8 protein-coding genes are annotated in these 12,381 nt (G+C 65.3%); 3 read left to right on the plus strand and 5 right to left on the minus strand.

What is annotated here, in order from left to right; all coding sequences use genetic code 11:
- The 5 genes from ACIP98_RS39840 to ACIP98_RS39860 all read right to left on the minus strand — a co-directional run.
- The coding region (locus ACIP98_RS39840) for a YbaB/EbfC family nucleoid-associated protein (protein ID WP_401981386.1) at nucleotides 1-368 on the minus strand (368 nt) is incomplete at its 3' end.
- Nucleotides 369-402: 34 nt separating this feature from the next.
- The gene (locus tag ACIP98_RS39845) at nucleotides 403-3,090 is read right to left on the minus strand and encodes an AAWKG family protein (protein ID WP_401981388.1); all 2,688 of its coding nucleotides are present in this window, start codon (nucleotides 3,088-3,090) and stop codon (nucleotides 403-405) included.
- A 78-nt stretch (nucleotides 3,091-3,168) separates the two neighbouring features.
- A complete protein-coding gene (locus ACIP98_RS39850) occupies nucleotides 3,169-3,630 on the minus strand; it encodes a type VII secretion system-associated protein (RefSeq protein WP_401981390.1) in 462 nt (153 codons plus the stop codon).
- 82 nt (nucleotides 3,631-3,712) lie between these two features.
- Nucleotides 3,713-4,033: a WXG100 family type VII secretion target gene (locus ACIP98_RS39855; protein ID WP_401981392.1), complete on the minus strand. Its 321-nt coding sequence runs from the start codon at nucleotides 4,031-4,033 to the stop codon at nucleotides 3,713-3,715.
- A 67-nt stretch (nucleotides 4,034-4,100) separates the two neighbouring features.
- Entirely contained in the window at nucleotides 4,101-4,439 is a 339-nt protein-coding gene (locus ACIP98_RS39860) for a hypothetical protein (protein WP_401981393.1), read from the minus strand.
- Between the two features lie 668 nt (nucleotides 4,440-5,107).
- On the opposite strand from ACIP98_RS39860, the gene eccD reads away from it, so the two are divergent.
- The 3 genes from eccD to eccCa all read left to right on the plus strand — a co-directional run bounded on the left by eccD (nucleotide 5,108) and on the right by eccCa (nucleotide 12,249).
- Nucleotides 5,108-6,508 carry a type VII secretion integral membrane protein EccD gene (eccD, locus tag ACIP98_RS39865; RefSeq protein WP_401981396.1) on the plus strand — a complete coding sequence of 467 codons (1,401 nt, stop codon included), beginning with the start codon at nucleotides 5,108-5,110 and terminating at the stop codon, nucleotides 6,506-6,508.
- A gap of 60 nt (nucleotides 6,509-6,568) precedes the next feature.
- Nucleotides 6,569-8,110 carry a type VII secretion protein EccB gene (gene eccB, locus ACIP98_RS39870; RefSeq protein WP_401981399.1) on the plus strand — a complete coding sequence of 514 codons (1,542 nt, stop codon included), beginning with the start codon at nucleotides 6,569-6,571 and terminating at the stop codon, nucleotides 8,108-8,110.
- Nucleotides 8,111-8,322: 212 nt separating this feature from the next.
- Nucleotides 8,323-12,249, plus strand: coding sequence for a type VII secretion protein EccCa (eccCa, locus tag ACIP98_RS39875; protein ID WP_401981406.1), 3,927 nt, complete (start codon nucleotides 8,323-8,325; stop codon nucleotides 12,247-12,249).
- Nucleotides 12,250-12,381: the final 132 nt, after the last annotated feature.

The following is a 12,381-nucleotide window of genomic DNA, read 5'->3' on the forward strand; positions in this document are numbered from 1 at the left end:
CCAAAAATATTCGCCCAGTCAATCGACACACCCGGCAACTCAGCCAAAGCCTCACTCCCACGAGTAAAAGGCTCAAACTTTTCCATCACCTGACGAGCCATCATGGAGCGTGCTTCCTGAGCCGCTTCCAGAACGCTGTTCGCCAGCTGGGAGGCTGGCATAGTGCGGTACCTGTCTTCCAGGAAACGCAGGGCGGCCAGTTCGCCCTGCGGGCCGACTGTCACCTCCACCGACCGGTCGCGGGACCGGATGGTGTAGGTGGCAGAGCTGAGTTCGCGCTGTGCTTCGGCCACAGCAGCCTGGGTGGCTTCCAGGTCAGCCATGGCCTGGGCCAGACGCTGCTCGATCGTTTCCTTCATCTCACTCATGTGGCCGTCGCCTTCCCAAAGATGCCACTTGCTCTCAGCGCCCGATGACGGCGGGCGCGCCGCCTTCGTCAGTGCCCCACACGTCCTCGTCCTCCTCCTGTACCCAACTGATGATGCGGCTGCGGTCGCCGCTCATCGTGGTCTGAGCCTTGGCGTTATCGCCGAGAGGCCTCAAGAGGGCGCCGGAGCCGGTGGTCTTTGCCCTGCGGCGGGCGACGGCGATGTCCTCGTCGTCCTCAGCATTGCGCCGGTTTCCGGAGCGGCCACGTGTAGGCGCACTGCCTGCGTCCGAGAGGACGTTGCGGACACGTTCTCCCTTGTTGCCGCTGTCTCCAGCACCACCCCCACCGCCCATGCCTCCCATGCCGCCCATCATTGGCATCCCGCCGGAGGACCCCGCGCCGATACCGGAGGCCAGTCCCGGAAACAGGGGTACCCCGCCGGGGGGCGCCGCCGACGCCGTCCCGGGTCCCAGATCGGAGGAGGACGGGGCACCGAGAGCGCCGCCGGAGAGCAGGTCACTGCTGTCGGCGTCGTAGTCCGCGGAGTAGTCGGCGAACTGGCCGCCCGTCCCGAGTCCGTCCGACAGGTCGGAGGTGAGAGCGGAGGAACCGCCGTGCGTTGCGGGGCTGCCCGCGCTACCACCGGGGAACAAGTTGTGCCAGTCGATGTCCGGGGTGTTGCTGGTGGTGGGGGGCGCGGCAAAGTCGGGGATGTCGAAGTCGCCCGGCGAGCCCCCGAGGCTGGAGCCGATGGTGCCCGTGGTGACCGTGCCGTCCGGGTCTGTCGTGGTGAGGTTTCCCGTCTCAGGGTCGATGGTCGTCTTCGTGCCGTCGGGGAAGACAGTGGTGAGGGTGCCGTCCGGGTTGAGCGTTGTTGTGCTTCCGTCGGGGTTCACGTGGCCGGCTGGGGCCGTCAGGTCGCCGGTCGTTACCGTCCCATCGGGTGCGGTGGTGGTGATGACGCCGGTCTCTGGGTCCAGGAGTTGCTTGGTGCCGTCTGGGTACCGGGTGGTCAATGTTCCGTCAGAGTTGAGGGTCGTGGTGCTTCCATCGGGGTTGGTGAGCGTGCTGCCCTTCGTGGCGGAGTTGCCGTCGTCTGTTTTACCCGGGAGGGCACCGAAATTCAGGCCGGCTCCCAGGCCGCTGGTGTGCCCGCCAAGACCTCCGCCGCCGGCACCACCAGTGAGGTTCCCAAGACCTTCGCCCAGACCATCCGTGAGGTTCCCGAGACCTCCGCCGCCGGCACCACCAGTGAGGTTGCCAAGACCGTCGCCGAGACCCTGACTGAGGTTCCCGAGGCTCTCGCCGAGACCATCACTGAGGTTCCCGAGACCACCCCCGAGGTTTTTCCCGAGGGCGCTGATATTGCCGCCGAGGTCGCCGATGCTGTCCCCGACGCCCTTTCCGAGGTCTCCCAGGCCGTTTCCGAGATTATTCAGCAGATTATTGAGATTACCCTTCTCCTTTTCCGCCTCCTTTTGTGCATTCTTCCGCTCACTGTCGGCATAGGATGCGGTCAGCGTTGTATTATCCCTGGTTCGCACCTCCGTAAAAGCCTTTTCGAGGTCCGACCACGCCCTCTTGAGGTTGGCCATCGATTGGGCGGCCTTATCCACAAGAGTCACCTGAACGTGATTATTCCATCTCGTGACAGCCTCTTCTCCGACTTTCTTCCAGGCTGCCTTCTCATTGATGTTGCCGTAGACAGGGTGAACCTGAGAGAAGCCGGGGCCCGCTATGTACTGGGGATCGGCAGTAGGTGACGGTTTGTAGACCTTACTCGGCATGATATTGTTTTGCAAAACCCATACCGTTAGATCATTGAGGACGAGATATAGCCACAAATGTGGATCGTGCCTGCCATCGGCTGCAAACTCGTCCCAGGCTTGGCTGAGATTCTGCACCTCGGCCATAAGTGCGTTCTGCGCTGTGGCAAGAGCTTGACTGAATTTCGATTTTGGCACGAAACCACCGGGCATGGCCGGAGCGGCGGCTGCGGCGGATGGTGTGAACTGGTCCGCGTAGTCCTCGTAGTTTTTCTTGAGCTGATGGATCAGTTGCGCGAACAGGCCGGCAGCCTCGCCGTGCCACACCGCGTCCTCGCCTCCGAGTGAGGTCTCCCATTGTGCGAGTATCTCGCCGTGGTCTTCGAAGAACTTCATTGTGCGATCGAACGCCTGGGCGGTACGTTCGAAGGACCCGAAATCGACGACATCGGGGTCGGCGACGGTGTAGCCGTGCCACGAGAGTCCTCGCGTGGTGTGGTTGGCCTTCAAATACTCAAGAGCGACTTTTGGGCCTCCCAGATACTGTGACAGCTTGGTCAGGTCCCACTCTGATCCGGAAAAACTTCCCTTGAATTTTCCTGCTTCCCAGATCTCACCGCCTGTCAGAAGACGTATGCGGCCGGAGTCGGACCCTGGGCTTCCGATGAAGACGCAGTTGGCTTGTTTCAGCTGCCAGCCACCGTCTGATTCATATACGTAGGCGATGCTATAGTCTCCGAGGCCATTGGCCTGCCATGCAGACATTGCGGTGAAATTCTCTGGAGTGAGTTGACCGCTTCCGCCAGGCGTTGATGCAAGCCCGAAACCTATCCGGAACAATGGAATGCCATCAGGGTCCTTCAGGTCGTCGAAAACCTCGCCTCTGTTGGGGATTTGATAACCGGTGTAGAGGGCGACGGCTTTGCGCCAGTAGTCATTCGGGTCATCTGCCATGCCGGGCTCCGCTGGGTAAATACCGGAAGTGCGGTGGGTGGGAGGCGGCTCCAGCAGGGACCCGCTCTTGAGTGGACGTTAAAGGACTGAGTCCGTGGACGGACTCGGCGGTTCGGATCCTTCCAGGTCATCGTCTACATCCGACCAGATGTCGAGCATGTCCTCAGCGCTGATACTTTCCAACGAGCCGCCCTGGGTCTTGAGGAGCTTGGTGATCGTCTCCCCGAGGTTGTTGTCGATGTCCCTGAAAAGAATTTCTTGTTTAGCCAGGATGTCATTGATGGAAGTGGCAGACTTTTTGGTCGAAGCAATGAGCGTTTGCCCGAACACCGTGTCATCGGCTGCCATCAGACCGATGGCAAGGATTGGGTTTTCCCCCAGGTGTGCCGCCGGGATGTTCCCACTCAGGATGCTGTGCAGGGACAGGACGCCGTTAGGGTCGTCCGCCGAAATATTCTTGAGGTCTGTGATGAACGCTGCCAAGTCCCCCTCCCTGAACGCCTTGAGCTTTTGTGAGTCCAGGTGAGTCAGATCCGCCATGGCGTGGTTCCTCTCGGGTGTTCGGGGACTGCGGGCGAACTAAACGGCGCCGGAGCCGATGACTCGGCCCGGCGCCGTGGACTCAGCGGCCGATGCCGACCTCGGACCACATCTGGGACAGTGAGTTCTCGCTGTAGCGGTAGTTGTCGGAGACATCAGTCAGCAGCGCGGAGTGCGAGCTGAGCAGGGTCTCCATGTTCTTGACCGCTGCGTTCCACGCCGCCTGCTTCTGGGCGTACATCGCGGCGTCCTCGCCGTACCACGACTTCCGCAACTCGTTGAGCTCCGCCTCCAGGGATGCCAGCGTGTTGGCGATTGCCTTGGTCTGCTGGACCATGTCGTCGGCGGCGTTGTTCATGTGGTTGTAGTCGACGTAGATGTAACCGTCGGTCATGTCGGCCATGACATCTCTCCTGCTCGGTGAGTAAGCGTACGTGCTGGGGTTCGTGAGCCGGCAGACCCGGCCTGAATCAGCCGACGAGCTGGTCGAAGGCAGCCTGCGACTGGTTGTACGCCTGGTTGATCGCATCGTTGGAGGCACCCTGCGCCTTGCCGTGCTGCATCAGGCTCTGGTTGAGCTTGTCGACCATGTCCTCGAGGGTCCTGAGGATGTTGTTGCACTGTCCGTCCCACTGCGTCAGCAGGGTTCCGAACTGCGCACCGTCACTGCCCTGGTATCCCGCGGACAGTGTTGCGCGAGTGTTGTCGACGTCCTGCCGGCACTTCATGATGCCGCTGAACGCGCTCTCCAGTGCCTGGATGCCGTTGCGGGTCGACTGTTCGTTTGACTGCTGGCCGTTGCCTGCCATGGTTCCACCTTTCGAATCCGGCACTGCCGGAAGTGCGACGTGAGGGCAATGAACTCGCTGGTGAGAGCCTACAAAAGGCGCCGATCGCAGATGCAGTCGGCAATCCCATTCCGAGGTTCGGAGACGGTGACGCCGGGGAAGGCCGATCCGGGGATGGTTTATCCCGTCGCAGTAAAATTCGAATGATCATTTCTGCCGTCGCACCGGAACGTTCCCAACACGAGGCTTCACGGCGACGGCGGATTCTCCAACGCAAGGGCACACCCGACGCAAGGTCGTCGCCTCTATGGAGGAAGCACTGACCACGGGGCTCTTAGAGTGTCGCAAGCCCTGGCTAAGGTGGCCGAGGGGAACGCTTGACATATCCTATACGTCCCCCACTAGATCCTCACCATAAGAGTTTTTCCCATCGAAGCACTGACCCATCACACACTCATAGGACGTGCGTGCCACATTTTTAGGACATGCGCGACTCCATGCAACGCTCACACGTAGACGACCCCTTACTTCCCTAGGGCCAAAATTCCATTCGATTGTCGAATCAGTAGTCTGCATGTCGACGACTCACGCGCCCAAGTGGCCGCGACCGGCACCGCGGACGCGTACGTCGACCTTTGTCGCCCCCTGGCCCGTGCGCGGCCCGATTCCCTGGAGACGTGAGACCCCCGATGACCGACAGCTCTGTTGCAGGACTGTGCCGCCTCACGGTCCGTGCCCCGTCCAGGACCATCGACCTAGCCGTGCCAGGAGACGTACCCGTCGCAGATCTGCTGCCCACCGTGCTGCGGTACGCGGGTGAGGAGACCGAGGAAACCGGTCTGGAGCACGACGGCTGGGTCCTGCAAAGGCTGGGCGACACGCCACTGGAGGACGAGGCCACCGTGGATGCGATGGATCTAAGGGACGGGGAGGTGCTCTACCTACGGCCGCACAATGACGCGATGCCGGAGGTACGTATCGACGACCTGGTGGACGGCATCGCAGTTGTGACCCAGGAAGGGCTGCATGGCTGGACCTCCGCTGCCGGCCGCCGACTGCTACTCGGCATGACCGTGGCGGCTCTCACCCTGGGCCTGCTGGTGCTGACATGGCCCGGGGGACCGGCAGGACCACGCATTGTCACGGCCGGTGCTGCCGGGCTCCTCCTGCTCGCAGGGGCCGCGTCCGCCAGCCGAGCGGTCGGCGATGCCGCAGCGGCCGCCACGCTGGGCTTCATGGCCACGCCCTTTTTGGCAGTGGCCGGCTGGCTGATGCCAGGCGGCGAGATAGCGGGTCCGCACGGCTATCAGGTGGTTGGCGCACGACTCCTTGCAGCGTCCGCTGCGGGCGCTGGTGGGGCCGTGCTCGCGCTGGCTCTGACGGCGGTGCGTACCCCGCTGTTCGTCGCCGCTGCGCTGGTCGCCGTCACCGGGGCACTGGCAGGCGGTTTGATGAGTGTCTTCGACGTGGCCGCGGACGGGGCAGCGGCCACGGTGGCATCGCTGGCTGTGCTGCTCGGCGGCTTCGTGCCCACCTTGTCGTTCAAGCTGGCCGGGATGCGGATGCCGCCGTTGCCGACCAACCCCCAGCAGCTCCAGGAGGGCATCGAGCCCTACAACGGCACCGAGGTGACCACCCGCACCGAATTCGCGAGTGGCTGGATGACTGGCCTCTACGCAGCGTCGGGAGTGCTCTGCGCAGGCTGCCTGGTGCCGTTGGCCAATCGTCCCGCCCTCTCCGAAGCCCTGACAGCCGGTGTCCTGGCACTGCTTCTGCTGGTACACGGCCGGGGTATGGTCAACACGTGGCAGCGGCTGGCGCTGGTCCTGCCCGGTGCCTGGGGTGCTGCCGTACTGCTGCTTGCGCTCGCCAAGGACACTGCGCCCGCTGACCGTCCCGTGCTGGTTGCGCTCCTCCTGGCGCTGGCAACCATCCTCGCAGTGGCCTCGTGGACCGTGCCAGGACGGCGGATGCTGCCCTACTGGGGTCGGGCGGCGGAAATCCTGCAATCGCTCCTGGCAATCGCCCTCCTGCCGTTGACGCTGTGGGTGCTCGGCATCTTTGCCGCTCTGCGCGCCCTCAATGGCTGACCCTGCAGACAACAGTTGACCCGGCCGACGCGGATCGGCCGACGGGAAGGATCGCCGTCCATGCAATCCAAGCGCGACCAGGTGCAGGCCCACGTCTTCACCATGGGCCGGATCACCTCGGGCATGCTGCTGGCCGACCCTGACGCCCCGGAGAGCCCCCTGGGGCGCACCACCCGGGGTGCGGGAATCGGGTTGGTGATCGGGGCCGCGATCGCAGCGGGTGCAGTGGTGTTCGGCCTGGTCTCGCCCGGTGCCAGCAGCACCTGGCGCAGCGGGGAGACCCTGATTGTCAACAAGGACACCGGTGCCCGCTATTTGTACCTGGGCGGGCGGCTACGACCGGTACGCAACTACGCATCCGCCCTACTGATCGGCGGGGCGGACCTGAAGACCACCGCCGTGAAGACGCCGTCCTTGCGTGACACACCCGTAGGTGCGGCAGTGGGGATCACTGGAGCGCCAGACGCGGTACCGGCCCCCGGCGACCTGGAGACCGGCGCTTGGACGGTCTGCTCGCGGATAGCCGAGACACCCGTTGCCAACTCCGCCGCCAGTGACGGCCGTCACGCGATGACGACCCTCGCCGTAGGGGTCCCGTTGACCGGAAAGGGGCTCCATACAGACAGCGCGGTATTGGTCAGCGGCCCTGACGGCAAGCAATATCTCGTGTGGCAGGGCAGTAGGCTGCTGGTGGACACCAAGTCTGCTGCCCTCGCATCACTCGGGTACAGCTCGGTGGCGCCCCGTCCGGTGTCCGCGGCATTCCTTAACTCTCTGGTCGCAGGCGCGGAACTGACGCCCCCCAAGGTGCCTGGGCTAGGAACCGCCGGGCCGTCTTTCGGTGACAAGGTGACGCGGATAGGCCAGGTTTTCGACGTCATCGTGCCGGGTAGCGACACTGCCGCCAGTGGGAGCGCCCCCGCTGGCGACCAAAGCAGCGCAAACCACCAGTACTTCTTGCTCCGCCAAGAGGGTCTCGCCCCGGTCACCGCGACCACCGTTGCCCTGCTGCTGGGTGACCCGGAGATCAGGAGCAAGGCATACGCCGGTGCCTCACCGACCGCGCTGTCCATCGGGCCGGAGATCCTGAAAGGCCATCAGGCGCCGAACACGACAGGCCGCGACCCCTCCACGGGAGGCCTGCCGGAGTCGCCGCCGCAAGCATCACGGGTCCCCGACGGCTGGTCGCTGTGTGCCCAGGTGGAGCCTGGAGCGACAGGTGTCCGGGTCAGTTCCCGGCTCGTGCAGGAGGGCTCGCTCTCCCCGGCCGCCCCCGCCGCTGGCGAGCACCTAGCCCGCGCCTGCCAGCCGGTAGATGCGGTCGTGGTGCGTCCCGGTCACGGAGCGCTTGTCCGGGTCCTTGGCGCGGGCGGAGGCACGTTCGGCACCACCACTTACCTCGTGGGCGACGATGGGGCCAAGTACCGGGTGCCCTCCGCGTCGGAACTCAACGCCCTGGGCTACGGCGAGGGCGACGCCCGAGCACTGCCCTCACCGCTCCTGACCATGCTGCCGACCGGACCGGACCTGAACCGGGAGGTCGCGACCGGCGCGCGACCCGCGACCCCGATCGCCGCCTGCTCGGCAGGTATGTCCCCCTGAGGATGACCGACGAGCAGCCGCCGGTGGACCACCAACGTTCACGGTGATGGCGCGTCGAGGGCGGACGTGTCTGATTCTCCACGGTCTGCTCCACCATGAGGCGAAAGCCCATTCTTCCTCGGGACCAAAAATCCATACCACCCTTATACAAAGGAGCGTGTCCGTTGAGTGTGGTTCTCTTCCGCCGGCCGGCCCGCCGCCGGGGCCCCGACATGCCCGAGGGCGAACTGAGCCTGCAGGAACCACCAACGCTTCCGGAGACCGTCCCGGACAGCTCCGCGGTGTGGACCTACCTGCCCATGGCGATGATGTCCATGTCGATGATGTTGATGTTCATCCGACCCGGCGGTGGTAACAGCAGCTTCACCTACATCGCGCTCGGCATGATGGTGCTCGCCTCCGCAGCCATGATGGTCGGCCAGGTCATGCGCAAATCAGGCGAGCGCAAGCAACGACTGAGGGGTGAGCGACGCGACTACCTCCGGTACTTGACCCAGACCCGACGGCAGGTCCAGCGCGCCGTCGTCGAGCAGCAGCTGGCGCTCTCCTGGCGGCACCCGGACCCCAAAGTCCTGCGCACCTTGGTCCGCACGAGCCGCTTGTGGGAGCGGCGGGTCAAGGACGAGGACTTCGCCGAAGTCCGTATAGCCGTCGGCGACCAGCAACTGGCTATGCGCCTCAACCCCTTGGCCACCAAGCCCGTCGAGGACCTCGAGCCCCTCAGCGCTCACGCGCTGCGCCGCTTCATTCGGGCCTACGGCACCATCCCGGACCAGCCCATCGCCTTGTACCTGCGGTCCTGGTCACGGGTACTGACACGAGGCGACGAAGCTGCCGCCCGGGCCATGGTCCGGGCTGCGCTGTGCCAACTGGCGCTGTTTCATCCGCCGGAGGAGTTGTGGATCGCGCTGTGCGTCGACGACGAGCGACGTGCAGAGTGGGAGTGGGTCAAGTGGCTCCCGCACAACCTGCATCCTCAGGAGCAGGACGGCGCCGGCCAGGCCCGAATGGTGGCAGGCGCCCTCAACGACCTAGAGAACCTGCTCGGCGCCGAGTTCGCCGAGCGCCCCGCATTCGATCCCGACGCGATACCCGGCCGCGACGAACCGTTGACCGTGATCGTCGTCGACGGCATCACCGTGCCGTCAGGTCACCGCTTGGATGGCCCCGGATTCCGCAACGCCATAGTGCTCGACCTGTCGGGTGCGTTCACCTGGCGCCCGGGACGCACCACGCTCCGTCTCGACGTGGCCCCGGCAGCCGTGAGGCTGGTGCGCACCGACCGTAACCGCAAGGAACAGACCACCCTTCTGGGCCGGCCCGACAGTTTGGGACTGGCGTCGGCGGAGGCGGTGGCCCGGCTCATCGCGCCCTACCGTATGAGCCTCACCACCGATGCCGCAGAACCGCTCAGCAGCGAAGTGCAGCTCACTACGCTTCTGGGCATCCCGGACCTCTACCGCCACGAGCCAGCCACACTGTGGAAACGCCACACCGGCGCGGCGCGGCTCAGGGTGCCGATCGCAATAGGCGCGGATGGTGTGCCCGTCGAGCTCGACATCAAGGAGTCCGCACAGGGCGGCACGGGACCGCACGGCATGCTGATCGGTGCCACCGGTTCCGGAAAGAGCGAGCTGCTACGCACCCTGGTACTCGGCCTGGCCCTCACCAACTCCTCCGAGACCTTGAACTTTGTCCTGGTCGACTTCAAGGGAGGCGCGACCTTCCTGGGCCTTGACGAACTGCCGCACACCTCGGCCGTGATCACCAACCTCGCAGACGAGGTTGCCCTGGTGAACCGCATGCAGGACGCCCTACACGGCGAGCTGATTCGCCGTCAGGAATTGCTGCGCGCTGCGGGCAACTACTCCTCTGCCCTGGAGTACGAAAAGGCCCGCGCTGCCGGCACCCCGCTGGCCCCACTGCCGAGCCTGTTCGTCGTCGTCGACGAATTCAGCGAACTCTTGGCTGCGCACCGTGAGTTCATGGACCTCTTCGTCATGATCGGCCGCCTCGGCCGGTCCCTCGGCGTGCATTTGCTGCTTGCCTCTCAGCGCTTGGACGAGGGCCGCATGCACCAACTTGAGAGCCACCTGTCCTACCGGCTGGGCCTGCGCACCTTCTCCGCGATGGAGAGCCGCGGCGTACTGGGCGTCCCCGACGCCTACGAACTGCCGTCGCAGCCTGGCGCCGGCTTCCTGAAGAGCGGCATCGAGGCCCTGACCCGCTTCCGCGCAGCCTACGTTTCAGGCCCCTACCGGCACCGGAGCGGAGCCGCTGCTCAAGCACGCGTCGCGAGCCAGGTCGTCCCGTGGACGGCCGGCTGGGTGGTCCCCCGCACCTCCGGCCCTGCGCCCGAGCCGGAGCAGGAGGAGGAGACCGAGTCCGCCGAAAGTCTGCTGTCAGTGGCCATGGACCGGCTGCGCAACTCCGGACCCGCCGCGCACCAGGTGTGGCTGCCGCCACTCGACGTGCCGCCCACCCTCGACACACTGCTCCCCGGATTGGAAACCACCACCGACCGGGGTCTCAGTGCCACCCGATGGCCCGGCACGGGCCGCCTGCAGGTGCCCGTCGGCCTGGTTGATAAACCCTTCGACCAGCGCCGCGACCCTCTCATCATGGACCTGGCAGCCGCCGGAGGTCACGTCGCCATCGCGGGCGGCTCACAGAGCGGCAAGTCCACCGTCCTGCGCACCCTGATCACCTCACTCGCACTCACCCACACCCCGACCGAGGTGCAGTTCTACTGCCTGGACTTCGGAGGCGGCACCCTGACCTCACTGGCCGGGCTGCCGCATGTCGGCGGGGTCGCGGCGCGCCTGGACACTGAGCGCATCGGCCGCACCGTCGCCGAGGTCACCGCCGTTTTCACACACCGCGAGCAGTTCTTCCTCGAAAACGGCATCGACTCCATGGCCACCTACCGGCGCCGTCGCGCGGCTGGGGAATTCTCCGTCGAGACACACGGTGACGTCTTCGTCGTCGTCGATGGCTGGGCACAGGTCAAGCAGAACTTTGACCACCTGCTGCCGACCCTGAACCAGATCGCCACCGGCGGCCTGAACTACGGCATCCACCTGATCGTCACTACCACCCGATGGGTCGAGCTGAGCGCTCAGGTCCGTGACCAGAGCGCCAACCGGTTGGAACTCCGGCTCGGCGACCCTATGGACTCCGTGGTGGACGTCCGCAAGGCGGCTACGGTGCCCCGACAGCCAGGACGCGGCCTGACCGTCGACGGGAAACTGCACTTTCTGACGGCACTCCCCCGCATCGACGGCATCGACAATGTCGAGAACCTCTCTGACGGTGTCGCCGCCCTCACGGAGAGGATTGCCGTCGGCTGGTCCGGGCCGACCGCCCCCGCGGTACGGATGCTCCCGCACCGCCTGCCGGCTTCAGCGCTGCCCGCGCCCGAGCTCGGCGACGGACTCCGGCTACCACTGGGCCAGGACGAGGAGACCCTTTCGACCCTGTGGCACGACTTCAGCCGCACCCCGCACATGGTCGCCCTCGGCGACACCGAGAGTGGCAAAACCAACCTGCTGCGTCTGGTGGCCAACGCCATCACCGCCCGCTACAGCGCCGCCGACGCCCGGATCCTGCTGGTCGACTACCGGCGCGAACTCGTTGACGCAGTACCGGCCGAGTACCAACTCGGCCACGCGGTCACCATCGACGTACTCAAGGAACTGGTCGCCGGCTCGGCACGGGCGGTGCAGACCCGGACGCCAGGGCCGGACATCACTCCCGCGCGGATGCGGTTGGCGGACTGGTGGAATGGCCCACGCCTGTTCGTACTCATCGACGACTACGACATGGTGGTCGGAAGCAACAACTTCGACCACCCCTTCGCCCCGCTCTTCGACCACCTCGCTCTCGGGCACGAACTCGGGCTGCACATCATCGCGGTGCGCTCCGCGACAGGCGCCTCTCGCGGTCTCAACGACCAGCTGCTGCGCCGTATGGATGAGGTCAACACCCCAGGTGTCCTGCTGTCCTGCCCGCCCTCGGAAGGCTACGTCTTCGGCAATATCAAGCCCCGCAACCTGGTGCCCGGCCGGGCCCAGTACATCTCACGGCGAAAGGCGACTCTGATCCAGACGGCACTGGCCGACGACGAGCCCGCTTCCTGACAGATACTCGAAGAACGGTGGTGGGGTGGGGGGCGTCGCGGCCCACCCCCCCCCCCGGGGTAAGCCCCCCGGTTTTTATTGGTAGGCGGGCCAACGCCCCCAGAACAAATGCTGCCTCGGGGCGGGGGTACC

Source organism: Streptomyces sp. NPDC088354 (assembly GCF_044753585.1).
In the GTDB taxonomy this organism is placed as follows: Bacteria; Actinomycetota; Actinomycetes; order Streptomycetales; family Streptomycetaceae; genus Actinacidiphila.